General features: G+C 46.1%; 15 protein-coding genes. 12 read left to right on the forward strand and 3 right to left on the reverse strand.

Going from position 1 to position 18,831, the window contains the following annotated elements:
• Positions 1 to 80 precede the first annotated feature (80 nt).
• Together VIG27_RS04405 and abc-f are read left to right on the forward strand one after the other, a co-directional pair.
• Positions 81 to 2,681 carry a cation-translocating P-type ATPase gene (locus VIG27_RS04405; RefSeq protein ID WP_394527398.1) on the forward strand — a complete coding sequence of 867 codons (2,601 nt, stop codon included), beginning with the start codon at positions 81 to 83 and terminating at the stop codon, positions 2,679 to 2,681.
• A 129-nt stretch (positions 2,682 to 2,810) separates the two neighbouring features.
• Positions 2,811 to 4,712, forward strand: a complete 1,902-nt coding sequence (gene abc-f / locus VIG27_RS04410; protein WP_394525673.1) for a ribosomal protection-like ABC-F family protein — start codon at positions 2,811 to 2,813, stop codon at positions 4,710 to 4,712.
• A 102-nt stretch (positions 4,713 to 4,814) separates the two neighbouring features.
• Here abc-f and VIG27_RS04415 read toward each other — a convergent pair whose 3' ends face one another.
• The 3 genes from VIG27_RS04415 to VIG27_RS04425 all read right to left on the reverse strand — a co-directional run bounded on the left by VIG27_RS04415 (position 4,815) and on the right by VIG27_RS04425 (position 9,437).
• On the reverse strand, positions 4,815 to 6,608 hold the full coding sequence (locus VIG27_RS04415) for a methyl-accepting chemotaxis protein (protein ID WP_394525675.1): 1,794 nt from the start codon (positions 6,606 to 6,608) through the stop codon (positions 4,815 to 4,817).
• 426 nt (positions 6,609 to 7,034) lie between these two features.
• A complete protein-coding gene (locus VIG27_RS04420; protein ID WP_394525678.1) occupies positions 7,035 to 7,613 on the reverse strand; it encodes a class I SAM-dependent methyltransferase in 579 nt (192 codons plus the stop codon).
• Positions 7,614 to 7,628: 15 nt separating this feature from the next.
• A complete protein-coding gene (locus tag VIG27_RS04425) occupies positions 7,629 to 9,437 on the reverse strand; it encodes an aminotransferase class I/II-fold pyridoxal phosphate-dependent enzyme (protein ID WP_394525679.1) in 1,809 nt (602 codons plus the stop codon).
• 161 nt (positions 9,438 to 9,598) lie between these two features.
• Here VIG27_RS04425 and VIG27_RS04430 point away from each other — a divergent pair, with 161 nt between their 5' ends.
• The 10 genes from VIG27_RS04430 (at position 9,599) to VIG27_RS04475 (ending at position 18,788) form a co-directional block, all read left to right on the forward strand.
• Positions 9,599 to 10,006, forward strand: coding sequence for a Fur family transcriptional regulator (locus VIG27_RS04430; RefSeq protein ID WP_394525680.1), 408 nt, complete (start codon positions 9,599 to 9,601; stop codon positions 10,004 to 10,006).
• A gap of 26 nt (positions 10,007 to 10,032) precedes the next feature.
• A complete protein-coding gene (locus VIG27_RS04435) occupies positions 10,033 to 10,344 on the forward strand; it encodes an AraC family transcriptional regulator (RefSeq protein ID WP_394525681.1) in 312 nt (103 codons plus the stop codon).
• An 82-nt stretch (positions 10,345 to 10,426) separates the two neighbouring features.
• Positions 10,427 to 11,374: a metal ABC transporter substrate-binding protein gene (locus tag VIG27_RS04440; protein ID WP_394525682.1), complete on the forward strand. Its 948-nt coding sequence runs from the start codon at positions 10,427 to 10,429 to the stop codon at positions 11,372 to 11,374.
• A 21-nt stretch (positions 11,375 to 11,395) separates the two neighbouring features.
• Positions 11,396 to 12,103 (forward strand): metal ABC transporter ATP-binding protein, encoded by a 708-nt coding sequence (locus VIG27_RS04445; protein WP_394525683.1) that lies wholly within the window; start codon positions 11,396 to 11,398, stop codon positions 12,101 to 12,103.
• Positions 12,090 to 12,896, forward strand: a complete 807-nt coding sequence (locus VIG27_RS04450) for a metal ABC transporter permease (RefSeq protein ID WP_394525684.1) — start codon at positions 12,090 to 12,092, stop codon at positions 12,894 to 12,896. The genes VIG27_RS04445 and VIG27_RS04450 overlap by 14 nt, the downstream gene beginning before the upstream one ends.
• Positions 12,897 to 12,918: 22 nt before the next feature.
• Positions 12,919 to 13,863 (forward strand): CobW family GTP-binding protein, encoded by a 945-nt coding sequence (locus VIG27_RS04455; protein ID WP_394525685.1) that lies wholly within the window; start codon positions 12,919 to 12,921, stop codon positions 13,861 to 13,863.
• Between the two features lies 1 nt (position 13,864).
• Positions 13,865 to 15,430, forward strand: a complete 1,566-nt coding sequence (locus VIG27_RS04460; protein ID WP_394525686.1) for a permease — start codon at positions 13,865 to 13,867, stop codon at positions 15,428 to 15,430.
• A complete protein-coding gene (locus VIG27_RS04465; RefSeq protein ID WP_394525687.1) occupies positions 15,427 to 16,281 on the forward strand; it encodes a TIGR03943 family putative permease subunit in 855 nt (284 codons plus the stop codon). Before VIG27_RS04460 ends, VIG27_RS04465 begins: the two co-directional genes overlap by 4 nt.
• Positions 16,282 to 16,309: 28 nt before the next feature.
• Positions 16,310 to 17,410 (forward strand): CobW family GTP-binding protein, encoded by a 1,101-nt coding sequence (locus tag VIG27_RS04470; RefSeq protein WP_394525688.1) that lies wholly within the window; start codon positions 16,310 to 16,312, stop codon positions 17,408 to 17,410.
• A 166-nt stretch (positions 17,411 to 17,576) separates the two neighbouring features.
• Positions 17,577 to 18,788 (forward strand): glycoside hydrolase family 18 protein, encoded by a 1,212-nt coding sequence (locus tag VIG27_RS04475; RefSeq protein ID WP_394525689.1) that lies wholly within the window; start codon positions 17,577 to 17,579, stop codon positions 18,786 to 18,788.
• Positions 18,789 to 18,831 lie beyond the last annotated feature (43 nt).

The raw sequence follows: 18,831 nt of genomic DNA on the forward strand, positions 1-18,831 counted from the left end.
CCCTTTTATGGCAATAATAATGAGAGACTTAAGTACATTTTGATGCGGCCGCCCTATGAGACGGCAGAATGGAGGAAAGTTTGAAAGACTGGTATCAAAAAAGTGGTGAAGAGGTATTGTCAGAGCTTCATACTACAAAAGAAGGATTAAGCTCAGAGCAGGCCAAAGAGCTGCTCGCCAGACTAGGAGAAAATGTTCTTTCTGAGGGCAGGAAAAAAAGTACTCTTCGGGTATTTGCCGAACAGTTTAAGGATCTCCTGGTCGTTATACTGATTGCAGCTGCTGTGATTTCCATGCTTTCCGGAAATGTAGAGAGTACGGTGGTTATTGTGGCAGTCATTCTGTTGAATGCCATTTTAGGAACGGTGCAGCATGAAAAAGCGCAGAAGTCTCTGGCAAGTTTAAAGTCCTTATCCTCTCCAACGGCAAAGGTCATCCGGGAGGGTCAGAAGCTGGAAATTGATTCCAGAAACGTGGTGCCCGGAGATATTCTTTTGCTGGAAGCCGGTGATATGGTGGTGGCAGATGGAAGGATTTTAAACAATTATTCCCTGCAGGTCAATGAAAGCTCTTTGACCGGAGAATCCACCAACGTGGACAAAGAAGACAATACATTAGAAGCGGAACTGCCTCTGGCAGACCGGACCAATATGGTCTATTCCGGCAGTCTGGTCACATACGGAAGAGCCGTTGTGGTGGTCACAGGCACCGGAATGAATACGGAGATTGGTAAAATTGCCAGCTTAATGAATGCAACAAAGGAGAAGAAGACGCCTTTGCAGGCCAGCATGGACCAGTTTTCCAGCCGTCTCGCTCTTATCATTATGATGATCTGTGCCCTTGTGTTTTTATTGAGTCTTTACCGGAGAATGCCTCTGCTGGATTCCCTCATGTTCGCGGTTGCCCTGGCAGTCGCTGCCATACCGGAAGCCCTTAGCTCCATTGTTACCATCGTTCAGGCCATGGGCACCCAGAGAATGGCAAAGGAAAATGCCATTATCAAGGAACTGAAGGCGGTAGAAAGTCTGGGCTGTGTCTCCGTTATCTGTTCCGATAAGACCGGTACATTGACCCAGAATAAGATGACCGTTCAAGACGTATACATTGACGGCAGGACAATGGCACCGGAGGAGCTTGACATCAGCAGCCAGCTTCACCGGTATTTAATCTACGATGCGGTCCTGACTAATGACTCTGCCATTGTGGAGGGAAAGGGGATCGGTGATCCTACGGAATATGCCCTTCTTGAAATGACGGGAAAAATCAACGTTAGCCATCATTATTTAAGAGATCTGATGCATCGCCTGGAGGAGCTTCCCTTTGATTCTGACCGTAAGCTGATGAGTACCAAGTATCATCTTCACGGAGTTCCCACTGTGCTCACCAAAGGTGCTGTGGATGTGCTCTTAGACCGTATGACCCATATCCGTACATCAGAAGGGATCAGGGAACTGACCGCCAAAGACCGGGAGGAGATCCTTTTACAGAACCAAAGATTTTCTGAAAACGGCCTTCGTGTTCTTGGATTTGCTTACAAGGAAGTGGATAAAAATCATGAGCTTTCCTTAAACTCTGAAAATGGATTTACCTTTCTCGGTCTGATCTCCATGGTGGACCCGCCGAGAGAAGAGTCAAAGGCTGCCGTAGCAGATGCAAAGCGTGCCGGAATCCGCACGGTCATGATTACCGGAGATCATAAGATCACAGCAACAGCCATTGCGAAGCAGATCGGTATTTTTGAAGAAGGAGACATGGCGGTTACAGGTGCGGAATTAGATGCCATGACAGATGAAGAACTGGATCAGAACATCACAAAGACCTCCGTGTATGCAAGAGTTTCACCGGAAAATAAGATTCGGATCGTAGACGCCTGGCAGAGGCGGGGCAATATTGTTTCCATGACCGGAGACGGTGTCAACGATGCTCCTGCCCTCAAGAAGGCGGACATTGGTGTGGCAATGGGAATCACCGGTACGGAAGTATCCAAGGATGCCGCCTCCATGATTCTGTCTGATGACAATTTTGCTACTATTATAAAAGCGGTGGCCAACGGCCGGAATGTTTACCGGAATATTAAGCATGCCATACAGTTTCTGTTGTCAGGCAATACCGCTGGAATTTTGTCGGTTCTCTATACTTCTTTGATGGCACTTCCGGTTCCGTTTGCACCGGTCCACTTGTTATTTATCAACCTCCTGACGGATTCTCTGCCGGCAATTGCCATCGGTATGGAACCAGCCAAACACGATCTTTTGGGAGAGAAGCCGAGAGATCCCAAAGAGGGAATCCTTACCAAAGATTTTCTTATCAAACTGCTTTTGCAGGGAGCTTTGATTGCGGCAGGTACCATGACTGCTTTCCATATCGGACTGAAAACCGGCAGTTCTGCGACGGCCAGCACCATGGCGTTTTGTACTTTGACCTTATCCCGTTTGTTCCATGGGTTTAACTGCAGAAGCAAATATTCGATTTTTAAAATCGGTTTTTCCAGCAACTGGTACAGTCTGGGAGCATTTCTTGCCGGAGTGGTCCTGCTGAGTCTGGTGATGTTTGTACCGTTCTTATCCAGACTTTTCTCTGTGACAGCATTAAACGGGAGTCAAATTGCGGTCATCTATGGTCTTGCAGTGATTCCTACCATCATAATCCAGATGGCAAAAGTGATAAAATATAAGAACTGATGAATCAATCCCAAAAGGGGCACAATGAAAATATATTGTGCCCCTTTTTCTGGATAGAGGGGAAAATAATAGCCAAAATCTGTCGGATTGTGCTACAATAAATAAATCAAGAAAACAGAGGAAGTAACTATGTTGTATCAGATAAAAGATGGGACAGTAAGCGCCGGCGGAACGTTGATTCTGTCTCATGTGGATTTTGAGATCCGCGGAAATGAAAAAATCGCAGTGGTGGGAAGCAATGGAGCAGGAAAAACCACGCTGTTAAGGCTGATAGCCGGAGAAATCGACTTAGACAGAGATGATAAGCGAAGCGGCCAGGGAATAGCCAGTGCAAGAAAATTGACGGTGGGTTATTTAAAACAGCAGGCATTTACGGAGAAAGAGCGGACGGTAGAGGAAGAACTGCTTAAATCCTGCTCCTGGGCAGAGGACGATTCCTTAGAGCGTTTTGTATATGAACGGGAATATGAGATTCTGTTTACAAGGTTCGGTTTTTCAAAGGGAGATAAGAAACGTAAGCTTTCCGAATTTTCCGGAGGGGAGCAGACAAAGATCGCTTTAATCGAACTTCTGCTGCAAAAACCGGATATCCTGCTATTGGATGAGCCGACCAATCATCTGGATGTTCACACCACTGAATGGCTGGAACAGTATTTGCAGCAATATGAAAATCCGGTGGTCATGGTGTCCCATGACCGTTTCTTTCTCGATCAGACTGTGTCTGTAGTCTATGAACTGTCTGGAAAAAAACTTACCCGGTATCCCGGCAATTACACGCATTACAGGGAAGAGAAGAAAAAAGCCATACGGCTTCAGACCAAAGCATATGAGCGCCAGCAGCAGGAAATCAACCGCTTGAATGACCTGGTGGAGCGGTTTAAGCATAAGCCAAATAAAGCGGCCTTTGCCAGAGCCAAGAAAAAAGCGGCGGAGCGGATTCAGCCGGTAGAAAAGCCTCAGCAGGATGAGGCCCATATTTTTACGGGTTCCATGGAACCGGCCATTTTGGGGAGCAAGTGGGTCTTTGAGGCAGAGCATTTAAAGATCGGTTATGACCGTCCCATTACAGAGCTATCCTTGAGAATCAAACGGGGGCAGAAGATCGGAATACTGGGTGCCAATGGAGCAGGCAAAAGTACATTTTTAAAAACCGTAGCTGGCCTGATCCCAAAGATTTCGGGAGATTATTCTTTGGGCAATCAGATTACCATAGGATATTTTGACCAGCATTCTTCGGAGCTATCGTCCGCCAAAACAGTGGCAGAGCATTTTCACGATTTATTTCCTTCCTTGACTGAAAAAGAAGTCCGCAGTATTTTAGGTTCCTATTTATTTGGAGGGAAAGAAGCCGGGAAGCGGGTCGATGTCCTGTCGGGAGGGGAAAAGGCCAGACTGGTTCTCATGGAACTTTTACAGAGCAAACCCAACTTTCTGATTCTTGACGAGCCGACCAATCATATGGATATCCGGGCCAAGGAGACTCTGGAATCCGCATTTACTGCCTATACGGGCACCATTCTCTTTGTATCCCATGACCGTTACTTTTTAAACCGGGTGGCAGAATCTATTTTGCTTTTTGAAGGAACGTCGGTGTTTTATTATCCGTTTGGCTATGAGCATTACCTGGAACGAAGCAGAAAAGCGGAGAACGGGGAGGGAATTGCAGCTCGTATCCGGGCGGAGGAACAGGCACTGATCGCAGGGATGAGAGCGGTTCCAAAAGCGGAAAGGCACCGGCTGAAGGAAATCTCCACAGAGGAGGCGTATCTGGATTGGAAGCTGGGGTTGGTTCTTGAGAAACTTCTTCCTGCAAAAAACAGAGTGGAACAGCTGACCGGTTTTATGGAGGAGCTAGAGAGGGAGTGGCTGGAATCCGAGGATTTCTGGCAGAACCGGCCGTGGACGGAAGCGGACCGCTATGAGCAGCTGCAAAAAGAACGGGACAAGGCCTGGGAAGAATGGAATCAGCGGTGCATGGAATGGTATGAGGCTGCGTATGGAGAAGAGATGAATGAAAAAAGCGTAGAATAAGGACAAATAAGCTGTCGTGATTCTACGCTTTTTATGTAATTGCTCGTTGCTTTTACCAGGTATCCTTAGTTTCTATCATACGATGGTTTTCTTGAATCCGGATTAATATTTGCCAAACGCGGAGCCTGGGTCAGAGGCATAGGCCGTACTGGAACTGGTAACAGCGTCGGAGGCGGCAGAAATGGAACCATAGCCGGAGTCAGGGATAGAGGAATTGGCTCCATCATTTCTTAATATGAACTTTTCTACCTCCTGCTTAAGGGTATGGGACTGAGCGGTAAGTTCTTCACTGGACGCAGAGCTTTCTTCTGCGGTGGCGGCATTGGTCTGGATGACTGCAGATACCTGAGACAGCCCCTGATTGATTTCTTCAATCGCTGCGACCTGACCGGAAGAAGCTTTTTCGATTTCCTGGATTGCCTGTTCAACCAGCTTGGATTTTTCAGTGACTTCTTTTAAAATCATTGCCGCTTCCGAAGCCATCTGTTCCCCATCTGAAACAGCTTCTACGGAATGACGGATCAGGCCGGCTGTTTCTTTTGCAGCTTCTGCGGATTTAATGGCAAGATTGCGGACTTCGTCAGCAACCACGGCAAAGCCTTTTCCGGCATTGCCGGCGCGGGCCGCTTCAATGGCAGCATTCAGTGCCAGAATATTTGTCTGGAATGCAATGTCTTCAATCACCTTTGTAATGTTGGAGATTTCTGAAGAAGTGGAGCTGATCTTATTCATGGAGTTGTTAAGCATTTGCACGTATTCATTGCTGGCAGAAATGCCGACGGTGCTTTCTTCTATATAGGAAGAAGCCTTACGGACGCTTTCCGCATTGTGTTCTGCCTGTTTGGCTACGACGTTGATGGAGGCATTCAGTTCTTCTACGGTTGCGGCCTGTTCGGTGGAGCCGGATGCCAGCGCCTGGGCAGCGGAGGAAACCTGTTCTGCACCGGTATTGACCTGTTCGGCGGACATGCGGATAAGAAGTAATGTGCGGTTTAAGTCACTTTCAATCTTACGGAGTGCAAGTCCAAGAACATCTGCTTCCGAACGAAGAGGAACTTCTTTTGTAAAATCACCGTTGCTGATCTCTTCTGCGATCAGCACCTGTTCCCGGATGCCCTGAAGCATTTCTGTGAAGGCTTTTGCAAGCTGCCCGGTTTCATCCTTGGAATCAATGTCCTGTAAGTCTACATTCACATGACCCAGAGCGATTTTTTTCGCTGCGGCTACTACCTGTTCAATCGGCCGGCTGATCATCTTTGAGATACGAGTGCCCAGAGAAAAGGCGCATACGATTCCTAATAAAATGATGAGGCAGAGAATTACGGTAAAGGTGGCTGCCGTTGAATCATTGCTTTGACTGGTTTTCTTAGCACTATTCATACGAAGTTCCATCAACTGATCCATATTTTCATATATTTTCTGTATTTTTTCCGGGTTTTCTTTCAGGGCGGCGACAGCTGCCTTATTATTTCCTGCTTTTGCAGCCTGGAGGGTTTTTTGCATCATTGGATCAAAATAGCCATCGAATAACTGGGTTGCTTCATCGAGCAAGACCTGGCCTCTGCCAGTTCTAAAGCTCTTGCTGTATTCCTTAGCACTTTGCAGAAATAAAGCTTTTTCTTTTTGATAATTTTCTTCCAGCTTTGATAATTCTGTTTGATTACCCGTGTTATTGGCCATTGCATTGATATCGTTTTCCAGCTTGTAAAGGCTTTTGATGGTATTGAAAAGCTGGTTGATGGGTACTGTCTGGTTTTCATATAAATAGGTATCCATTTGATTAATACGCATCATTCCGGTGATCCCCACACCGCCGATGAGCAACATAATTATCCCCATGCAAAGATATGCTATGAGAAGTTTTTTTGTAATACTGAAGTCCCTGAAATTCTTCATGCTGTCTACCTCCTGATATTGGCCTTTTTCTTATGTATAATTGCTTCGATCTAGTCTGCAAAAAAAATAATTTTGCGTGCATGTGGGATTCGCAGTTTCACTAAAACCACGCCGCAACTTTCAGACAAATTTCTACATTATGTATTATATAATATTGGTTTATTGTTTGTCAATCTAAATGAAAATAGTAATAATGATAGAATTCATATCGTTTTAAGCAGAAAAATCAAAGCATTTTTGGTGAAATTTTAACCATTTGCCGTCAAAAAAAAGGAGAATCATAACGATGCCACGCAGAGGTGAAAATATTGATAAACGAAAGGACGGGAGATGGGAGGGCTGCCAGCATAAAGCCGGCGGCCAGAGATTCTGATCGCCGGTTTTTTTCTGTGGTTTTATGAATAAAAATCTGTTTGGGAAAAATAGTTATTTAAATAAATATACCGCATTAAAACGGTCTTTCCGGTATGGATCATAAAAACCATCGCTGATTTCCCAGCCTTCAAATTCTTCCTTATTAAATAACAGGTGTTCCTCGCGATGGGAGCGCATGGGGATTTCCCCAATCAATACTCCCTTTTTGGCCACTCTTAAAAGTTCCTTTGTGGCTGCCTGCGCGTATTCTTTGTTATCAAAATATAAATAGACTCCATAGCAGATGACCTTGTCAAAGGATTGATCCTTAAAAGGCAAATTTGCAGCCTCTCCGGTAAGAACAGAATTGTGGAGGATTTCAATATGCTTTTTCACCAGAGTATGAGAGTAGTCGATTCCAACGTAGTCACAGTCCAGATATTGGGCCAGTGCTCCTGCGCCGCAGCCGACTTCTAATACTTTATCTTCCTTATGAATGTCCAGTCTTTTTATGATCTGGCGGGCCACCTCTTCCATATCCACATGGGTAGCCTCATATCCGTCATAGGCAAGTAAATCGGTGCCCTCTGCCTTGCCCTTCCGGGTCCAGATCTGTTTCCAGGTTTCCTTGGTTGTTTCCTGTGTGTTCATGTAATTGCCTCCTTATTAACGTAATATGTGTTTCAGCGCATCTGCAAGCCGTTGATTGTCTGATTCTGTGCGGACTGCAACGCGGATAAACTCTCTTCCTTCCATCCCTGGCTTATGGGATAAATCTTTTACCAGGATGTTATAACGGTTCAGCAGAAGCTCTGCGATCTGAGATGCAGAGCATCCGTCTGTGATCTCACAAAGAATAAAGTTGGCCTCTGAGGGATACAGCTTTAATTGTCTGATGGAGCACAGCTCCTCGAACATTTTTTTCCGGGTCACCTTGAATTTTTTCAATGCTTCCTTATAATCTGACTGGTATTTCTCAAAAATCTGGAGAAAGTATTCGGCCAGAGAATTGATGTTCCAGATCGGAAGCTCCTGTCTCACAAGACGGAGCACTGCCTGGTCGCTGCAGGCTAAGATGCCCAGACGCAGCCCGGGGACCCCGTAGGATTTGGAGATGCTTTTGATGAGGACCAGGTTGGGATATTCCTCAAGGGTTTCCTGGGTCATCAGGGACGGCGCTTCTTCGGCAGAAGAAAAATCAAGGAAGGATTCGTCCAGAATCAGGAATGCCTGTTTTTCCATACAGTACGAGGCAAGAGAGAGTACCTCTGACCGTTTCATATAACAGCCGGTTGGGTTTTCCGGGTTCACCAAAACCAGGGCATCCAGTTCCTGATCCTTATAAAATTCCATCAGATCCTTTGCGGTATAGGTGAAATCCGGAGTGGATACCATAAAGGGAACGGGGAATCTGGCACAGTTGCCATACTCTTCAAAGGACGGCTTTATCACTCCCACCGCATTGGAAAAGGAGCGGATGAGCGGTTTGATAAGCTCTGCGGCTCCGTTTCCGGTCAGGACATTGTCTTTGTTAAGTCCCAGGGATTTTGCCGCCAGTAAATTGTTGATGTCAAGGCCGGAGGGGTAGCTTGTGCACAGTGCTTCAAAGCTGGCTTTGATCTCCCCCATCAGCCGGCTGTTGGGAAAGTAGGGATTGACCAGATAGCAGAAATCAAGAAGACCGGGATAGCGCCAGTATCCTCCGTAACGGCTGGAAAGTCTGGTAAGCCTGCTTTGGGAATCTGTGAAAATGGATTCTGCAATATCCAAGTCCTGCTCGTCATCAATCTCATACCAAAACCAGTTTTCCAGTCTGCTGGCTTTTAAGTCATGGTCATCCAGCAGGGAAATGACTTTTAACACCTGCTCATAATATTCGTTATTCCCCAGTGCCTTGCTGTAGGCTTCCAGGAATGGCACGTAATGGGTTGCGGAAAAGTTTTGGCTGAATTTATAAATGTTCACAGTCTTATAATAGGAATGAATGTCCTCAAAGCGGAAATCTTTTCTTGTGAGAAACTTCATGATATTGTCCTGTTCATCCAAAAGGACCACGGTTCCATCCATCCAGCTTTCAAAATGAGCCACCAGTGCCAGATTGGGATAGGGATCACGGATAATCTGGGTCAGGACCTCCTGTTCAAAAATCAAGTCAGATTCCAGTAAAAGCGTATCATCCTGAAGAAGATAGTCTTTTGCCAGATAAAGAGAATAAATATTATTGGTCGTCTGGTAAACGGGATTGTCAATAAAGGTAACCGGAGTATGTAAGGACAGAGAACCGACAAAAGATTGAAGCTGTTCTCCTTCATGTCCTGTAACAAGAATGATTCTATTTAAATGATAGTGCTCCAGCTGTTTTAACATGCGCTCGATCATGGGAACTTCATTTACGGAAACCATACACTTCGGTTGATGTTCCGTTAATTTTTTCAAACGCCGTCCCATACCGGCGGCAAGGATTATCGCCTGCATAACACCCTCCTTTGTTCAAAAACAAGATTAATATTTAATTTATGAACATAATAGCAGGTTCTTCCAGGTCTGTCAATAGGAAGAGAGGAAAGAAACTTGACAATCTCAGATAGAGTGCTATAATATGAAAATGATTTTTGATTTCGAAACGAGGGAAACGCATGGGAGAAAGAGGCAGATACCGGACCAAACAGCAGGAAATCATCCTGAGCTGTTTAAAAAAACAAAAAGAAACGTTCTGTACGGTGGAACAGTTTATGCAATGGCTGCACCGTGACGGAATCCACGTTGGCCAGACTACGGTTTACCGGGCTTTGGAGCGTTTGACGGAAGATGGAGTGGTGGTAAAGATTCCATCGGTGGATGGGTCAAAGGCTCAGTTTCGGTATATTGGGGAAGAAATAAATTGGAATGTGGGAAAGCTGGTATGTTTAAAGTGCGGCAGCATGATTCCCCTGGAATGCTCCAGGCTGGATGCATTTTACGAGCACATTTATGAGGACCATGGATTTCAGCTGGACCAGCAGCATATGGTGCTTTACGGCTACTGCAGCCAGTGTCAGTCATGAAAAGAGAAGGAAAGGAGAGAAAGAGCATGAAGTATGGAAAGAATCACAGGCGTAGTTTGGCCCTGCTTCTGGCACTGTTTATAGCAGCGGCCCTTCTTTTTTCCTCCTTTTTTGTTTTTACCCATTTGAAGCACGATTGTACGGGAAAGGGATGCAGCGTCTGTACTGAAATCGGAACGTGTATCCGTACCATTCATTTGCTTTCTGATGCGATTGGGTGGGGAGCGGCGGGTATCCTTGTCTGTATTTGTGTGAAAAATCTAGGGAAACCTTATGCTGCCGGACTTTATTTATGCCCGGCTTCTTTGGTTCGTTTAAAGGTACGTTTGAATCATTGAAGACAAGGAAGAAGTGAAGACGATGGCTGCCAGGCAGGGCAGCGGATAGGACTGTAAGATAGAAAAATTCGGAGGATTTATTATGAGAAAAAATACAATAAGGACGAACCGCCTTGTGGCACTTTCTGTCCTTGTTTTCAGTGTTCTGCTTTCCGGCTGTGCAGGAAAAGAAAAAACAGCCGATAACGGAAAATTAAATGTAATGACTAGCTTTTATCCGGTCTATGATTTCACTTTAAAAATAGGCGGAGATAAAGTAAATGTTAAAAATATGGTTCCTGCAGGGACCGAGCCTCATGACTGGGAACCGGGGACCCGTGATATTTCGGCCCTGGAAGAAGCCGATGTGTTCGTATACAGCGGAGCAGGTATGGAGCATTGGACCGAGGATGTCCTCAAAAGCCTGAATAACAAAGACCTTATCTCGGTGGAAGCATCAAAGGGCATCTCCTTAAAGGAAGGTCACGGCGAAGAAGAGGAAGAAGGGGAAGAGGACCATGACCATGGCGAGTTTGATCCTCACGTATGGCTGGCCCCCCAGAATGCCAAAAAAGAGATGGAAAACATTAAGGACGCCCTGGTAAAAGCAGATCCCGGCCATCAGGATTACTATGAGTCCAATTATAAGACTTACAGCAAAAAACTGGATGAGCTGGACCAGTCCTTTCAAGAAACACTGGCTGCGGTCCCTAATAAATCCATTGTCGTTTCTCACGAAGCCTACGGATACTTATGCGCCGCTTACGGGCTTACCCAGATTGGAATCGAAGGACTGGCTCCGGACTCGGAACCGGATCCTGCAAGAATGGCGGAAGTCATTGATTTTGTCAGGGAAAACAACGTAAAGACCATATTTTTTGAGGAACTTGCAAGTCCCAAGGTGGCAGAAGCCATTGCAAAGGAAACCGGAGCCAAGACAGAGGTATTGAATCCCATTGAAGGATTGAGTGATGAAGAATTAAAAGCAGGAGAAGATTATATTTCCGTTATGGAGAAAAATCTCGCCGCATTAAAAGAAGCGCTAGAATAAACAGAGACAGGAGTAAGGATTGTGAATGCGATTGAAATAAAGGGCTTGACCTTTTCCTATGGAAATACACCGGTTTTAAAGGGAGTGGATTTTTCTGTTCCCCAGGGGCGGTTTGCCGCACTGATCGGAGCCAACGGAGCCGGAAAAAGCACATTGATCAAAATGCTTTTGGGAGAACTGCCTTTCACGGGAGAAACAGGGACCATCAAACTTATGGGCCAGGAGTTAAAGCAGTTTGGGGACTGGAGCCAGGTGGGGTATGTCCCTCAGAATGGAATGGCCAGTTATAAGGACTTTCCTGCATCGGTGGAGGAGATCGTTCAGGCCAATCTATATGCCCGGATCGGCAAATTCCGTTTTGGAGGAAAAAAGGAAAAAGAACTGGTGGACCATGCACTTTGCCAGGTAGGAATGGAGCCCTATAAGAAACGGCTCATCGGGAGGCTTTCCGGAGGGCAGCAGCAGCGGGTTCTTCTTGCCCGTGCACTGGTAAATTGTCCCAGGCTGTTGATTCTTGATGAGCCCACCTCCGGAGTGGATGAAACCAATACCCAGGAATTTTACCGCCTGATTAAGAAATTCAATCGCAGCGAAGGAATGACCGTACTCATGGTCACCCATGACAAAAGCTGTTTATCCGGACTTGCCGATGATGTATGGCAGGTGGAGGATGGCAGAATGGAACGGATATCAGAGGAAAGGGGAGAGAACTGCCATGGAAATATTTAGCTATGGATTTATGCAGCGGGCCTTTCTTGTAGGGATACTGCTTGCAATGGTGATTCCCTGCATCGGTGTCGTTATTGTACTAAAACGTCTTTCCATGATTGGAGATGCACTTTCCCATACTTCCCTGGCCGGAGTGGCCGCAGGGCTTATACTGGGAATCAATCCTGTGGCAGGTGCGGCGGTGGCCTGTGTCCTTGCAGCCTTTGGAATTGAGGCGATCCGCAGAAAACTGCCCCGTTATTCCGAGATGTCCATTGCCATTATGATGTCTGCAGGCATCGGTCTTGCCGGAGTGCTGTCCGGGTTTGTGAAAAATTCTGCAAACTTTAACAGCTTTCTTTTTGGCAGTATTGTAGCAATCAGTGATATGGAGATGTTCTTAGTCATAGGAGTTTCCTTAACGGTCCTTCTCCTGTTTCTCCTTCTATATAAAGAGCTTTTTTACATTGCATTGGATGAAAGAAGTGCAAGGCTTGCGGGAGTTCCGGTAAAAAGGGTGAACTTTATTTTCACCATTTTGACGGCTGCCACAGTATCCATTGCGGCAAGGACGGTGGGTGCCCTCATCGTGTCATCCATGATGGTGATTCCGGTGGCCTGTGCCATGCAGATCGGAAAGAATTATAAGCAGACCGTGATTTATGCGGTAAGCTTTGATGTGATATTTATGATTACAGGCTTAGTTTTGGCCTACTATTTTGGATTAAAGCCAGGCGGCACCATTGTCCTGGTGGGGGTCGTTTTCCTTCTTTTTATTTTCATGGGGAAAAAGCTGCTTGGAGTGAAGGGCTAAAAAGCAATAAGGAGTAAAGAAAATGACAGATCTTTATATTGTATCTGGTTTTCTGGGAGCAGGAAAGACCACGCTCATTCAGACAATGGCCAGGAATGTCTTTCAGAGCCAGAAAATCGTAGTCATTGAAAATGACTTCGGGGAAGCTGGAATTGACGCCAGCTGCCTGAGAAGTTGTGAGATTATGGTTACCAGCATCAATGCCGGCTGCATCTGCTGCAGTATGTCCGGTGATTTTTATAAGGCCATTGGACAGATCGTAAAGGAATATGCACCGGACGTGATTTTAGTGGAGCCTTCCGGCGTGGGAAAACTCTCAGATATTATAAAAGCCTGCTTAAGGAGAAAGGATCTTGTTTTGATCCGCCGCTGCATTACCGTGGTGGATGGCAATAGATTTGATAAATATAAGGAAAACTATGGGGATTTTTTTGTCAACCAGATCCGCTATGCTGATTTAATCCTGTTAAGCCACCAAACCGGTGATTGCGGAAAGATCGAAGAAACCATAGGGAAAATAAAGGAAATCAACCAGGAAGCAAGGATAGCGGCTGATTTTTGGGACAGCATCCCGTCTTCGGTATTTTTATTCGGAAAACGGGTAGAGGCGGTAAAGGAACTTGAAAAGGAACCGGTCCAAAGCCCTAAATTCCCCCGTATCTTAAAGGTATTTTCCTCACCGCTCGGTCTGGCCAAAGAAATATTTACTTCGGTTACCATAGAATGTCCGGAGGTTTTAACGGAAGAGCAGCTAAAAGAGAAGCTCAACAGGGTGCTTGACCATGGAGACGGGGTAATCCTTCGGGGAAAAGGGATTGTAAAGGGAATGGATGGCGGAATGATGTTTCATTACATACCGGGAATGCTTAACGTAAAATCTGTTTCCGCGGAAGGAACCCGTGTCTGCTTCATTGGAACAGGACTGAAGGAGCAGCAAATAAAATCGTTATTTCAAGGAGAACTATAATATGATTACCCCAGCATGGGTTATAACAGGTTTTCTGGATTCAGGGAAGACCACGCTGATCAACCGGCTGACGAAAGAAGAACTGAAGGAACAGGAGCTCCTGGTCATTCAGTTTGAAAACGGAGATGTGCCTTTAAAGGAATCGGAGCAGATCCGGCATTTAAGCTATACAAAAAGTCAGCTTGAAGAGACTCCGTATGAAATCAGTGAGATGATCTGCCAGGAACTTGAGGAAAATCCGGTAGATTTGGTTCTGATCGAATGGAATGGGATGGAGCATTTTCATACTCTGGAACAGATGTTTCTGCAATTTCGTGCAAAAGCGGCCATCAGCATTGAAAAGGTGATCTACACCGCAGCCGGAGAGGAACTGGACCGCAGGATCGCAGATTCCGGTGCCATATCCATGTCTCAGGTGGCGGCAAGTGACTGCGCCTATGTGCGCACAGATGGGAATGTAAAGATAAAAGGAGACAAAAGAGTGGGGCTCAGCGTAAGAGCAGATCTTCCGGTTTTTACAGACGGTCAATGGAATCGGTTTACCAGAAACCTGTTCCGCTATGACTTAAAAACGCAGTTGTGGCTTCTCTTAGTATCTGCGGCGGCGGTCCTGTTTCTGGTTGTAAAGCCCGCACTTGGGCCGCTTAGTTTTTCGCTTGATGTGTTTCTCACGGTGTTTTTGGGAGTTTTTTTGCAGGCAATCCCATTTCTGGCAATCGGCGTTCTTCTTTCTTCCGCTATACAGGTGTACATAAGTCCGGACTGGATTCAGCATAAATTTCCAAAGAAAGTGATTCCGGCGCAGCTGTTTGCTGTTTTTGTCGGATTTTGCCTGCCGGTCTGTGACTGTGCCTCCATTCCAGTGTTTAAAAGTCTGGTAAAAAAGGGGGTTCCCCTATCGGCGGCAGTTACGTTTATGCTGGTATCTCCGGTGATTAATCCGGTGGTGATTCTTTCCACCTGGTATGCCTTTAACGGCAATGTAACGATGATCGGTGCCAGATGCGGGCTTGGAATATTGTGTGCCGTGCTGACTGGAATCACCTATCTTTTGTTTCCTCCTAAGAAAGTATTTGCGGAGGGAATGCTTACCGGCAAGGCGGAGGACTGGGAGGACGATACCTTATTATCCGGGAATTCAAAACATACTTCCCGTTTTTTTCAGTTCATGCGCCATGCCCAGAATGAATTTTTCAGTGTTGGAAAATATTTGTTGACAGGTATTTTTGTATCCACCCTGTTCCAGCAGTTTCAGCCAGCCATGGTCCGGTCAGGAGCAGGAATCCCTCTCGCAGCCTCCATTTTGTTCCTGATGGCAATGGCTTTCGCCTTATCTCTGTGCTCATCCTCGGATGCAGTGGTGGCAAGAACAATGGCAGGAATCTTTCCCCAAGGTGCAATCATGGGATTTTTGGTGTTTGGTCCGATGATGGATATTAAAAATGTAGCCATGCTGCTTTACGGTTTCCGGAAAATATTTATTCTGCGGCTCATGGCAACGGTTTTTGTCATATGTTTTACTGCGGTATACCTGTTTGCAGCTTTAAACAGCGGAGGGATCAGATGATGAGATTAAGAGGGAAGGGATGGAATCTGGAGGCACTGGCGGAGTGTGTCTGCTATTTGATTTTCGGAATTTTGCTCTATCGGCTTACGGTCACAGGAACATATTTGAATTATGTAACACCCCGCATGAAGCCTTATTTGTACGGTCTGTCGGCTCTTATGTTCTTATGGGCGGCAGTCAATGGAAGGAATCTATTTTGCCCCAGGTACAAAAGCCGTCTGAAACGGTGCGTGGTTCTGGTGGTTCCCATACTGCTTCTGGCGGTTCCGCCCGCCCCGCCGGCCGCCGGTGCCATGGTAAAAAGCTTTGCCAGTGCCAATATTACCTCCCCGGGGAGTGGAGGGGATCAAAGCCAGACCGGAGAGACGAAACAGGCATCGGATGACTACGCATTTTATGGGCAGGATGAATTGGAAAAAGACCAATCCCCTTCCGTTCAGCAGCAGATATCAAGCCAGCCTCCCTCCTTTGATAGCAAAGGACTGAATGAAGAGACAAAGACAATTTCCATTGCGGATGAAGATTTCAGCACCTGGGTCAATGAACTGAACATGAACCCTGAGAAATACGAGGGGCATACAGTTACTATCAAAGGGTTTGTATTCTTAAACATGGAAGACCGCAAAGACAATGAGTTTGCCCTGGTCCGGTTGTCCATGTGGTGCTGTTCGGCTGATTTATCTCCTATGGGACTGATTACCGAATTCACAGGTAATCTGTCCTATAAGGAAAACGATTGGGTCACGGTCACCGGAAAACTGATGGTAAAAGACGGGTATCCTGTCATAGAGGCTGATAAGATAGAAGCGGCCGAAAAACCAGGGGAGGAATACGTTTACCCTTATTATTAGAGAATCTGTGGTCCGGAAAGGATAGAAGATGAAGAAAAAACCAGTTACGCTGTTGAGCGGATATTTGGGTGCAGGAAAAACCACTCTGCTCAATCACCTGTTGGAAAACCAGAAAGGCTGCCGGCTGGCTGTCATTGTCAACGATATGGGAGCAATCAATGTGGACGCCAGGCTGATCCGCAGCCAGACAGCGGCCGGTTTGGGAAGCCAGGTGCTGGAGCTGACCAACGGCTGTATCTGCTGTTCCCTTCGTGAGGATTTTATGGGTGAGATCCGGAAAATAGCGGAAAATGACCAGATCGACGGAATCGTTGTGGAGGCTTCCGGTGTCAGCAGCCCCATGAGCATTGCAGACGGATTTGAAGAGGAAGGCCATAGTTTCCCGGCATTTTTAGATGCCATTGTGGCGGTGGCCGATGCAAACCGTATATCTTCTGAATTCATGGAGGAACTGGAACAGTACCAGGAGGCCGGTGAGACAGAGGAAGAAGAGGATGTCATCAACCTTGTAATGGAACAGATCGAGTTTTGCAATATTATTATTTTAAATAAATGTGACCTTCTTACAGAGGCAGAATTAAACCGGGTGGAGCAGGTAGTTAAGACCCTCTCTCCGGAAGCGGAACTCATAAAAACCGCCAACGGCGTAGTGCCGCCGGAACGGATTTATAACCGGAGGCTTTATGATTATGACCGCCTGAGCCGTTCTTCCGCTTTATCAAGGGCATTGCTAGGCGAAAAAACGGAGGAAGAGGAAGGCGATTATGGAATCCGGTCCTTTGTGTATGAACGGAGACAGCCCTTTGACGAGACTTTGTTTCGTGATTGGATTAAACACCATTATCCCAAAGAGATCATACGGGCAAAAGGGTATCTCTGGTTTATCCAGGATAAGGATCAGGCAGTTTTATTTGAACAGGCTGGAAACAGCGTTGCCATAACTCCCATATCCCCCTGGGTGGCTTCCGGCACCAAAGAAGAGCAGGAGCAAGCCCTGGAGAGCTATCCTGAGCTTTTGGAAGACTGGGATGAAACGTGGGGAGACCGGATCAATCAGATCGTATTTATCGGAAAGTTGCTGGAGGAACAATTAATCATAGAAGCACTTGACAAATGTCTTATGAAATAGGAGATAGAAACAGCCGGAGATTTCTTTGTGATGGAGAAGTCCCCGGCTTTTTTCGGATTTCTGCAGAAACTTCCAGTGATAGGCATTTATTCCAGTTTTTGTTCGCTATTCAAGGAATACCCATCATGTTATACTTGAAAAAACCACAAAGGAGAAGGATAACAAAATGAAAAAGTATATCATGCGAACCGGGATTTTGGCTGTGTCCGCCTTTATGTTAATCATTTTCAGCTGGCAAAACAACAAAGATGCTTTTGCTGAAAATGAAGCAGGCCCTTCCTCACAGATTCCGAAAACAGAGGAAACCAGTGCGCTGAAGACTGGTAAATTAGTGGGATATTATGCCGCATGGTCGGCTTATTCCAATTTCTACCCCAGCCAGATTGATGTCTCCAAGCTGACTCATATCAATTACGCATTTGCAAATATTGACTCCGATTTGAAGCTGACCCTGGGGTATCCGGATGTAGATCCTGAAAATATCCGCAAATTAAATTCCTTAAAGGAAACCAACCCGGATTTAAAGACATTGATTTCCGTAGGCGGCTGGAACTGGTCAGGGAGGTTCTCCGATGTAGCTCTGACAGGGGAAAGCAGAAATAGATTTGCAGAGAGCTGCGTGGAGTTTATTGTGAAATACGGGTTTGATGGTGTGGATTTGGACTGGGAATATCCGGTCAGCGGCGGCTTGACGGCCAATGGAAGGCGGCCGGAGGATAAGCAGAACTTCACCTTGCTTCTTCAGAAGATCCGGGAAAAGCTGGATGCCAGAGGAATCTTGGACCAAAAACACTATCTTCTTACCATTGCCGGAGGTGCAGACCGTTCTTATGTGGACAAGGTGGAGCTGACAAAGATTGCCCCGTATCTGGATTATGCCAATCTCATGACCTATGATCTTCACGGAACCTGGGATACCCATACGGATTTACTGGCACCTCTTTATCCCAACAGTGATTCCTCTCCCCAGTATAAAACAAGTGTGGAGCAGGCAGTCAATACCTGGTTAGATGCGTCTTTCCCTGCGGAAAAACTGGTGATGGGCATTCCGTTTTACGGATACTTATATTCCTCGGTGAGTCCTTCCAACCGGGGAATGTATCAGAAATTCGGGGGTGCCAATTCCATCAGCTATGAGGATATTAAGACAAATTATTTAAATAAGTCAGGCTATACCAGATTCTTTCATTCCCAGTCCAAAGCTCCGTGGCTGTTTAACGGCACCATTTTCATCAGCTATGAGGATGGGCAATCCATTGGTTATAAATCAGAGTTTATCAAGTCTAAAAACCTTGGAGGAGCCATGGTATGGGAATTGAGCCAGGACCCGAAAGGCGAGCTGCTTTTCGCACTGTATCACGGATTGGGCAAGCAGTAGCAGAGCACTTTTGGTAAGAAGACCTGATTAAAATCAACGGGAT

Source organism: Lacrimispora sinapis, assembly GCF_043633585.1.
GTDB lineage: Bacteria > Bacillota > Clostridia > Lachnospirales > Lachnospiraceae > Lacrimispora > Lacrimispora sinapis.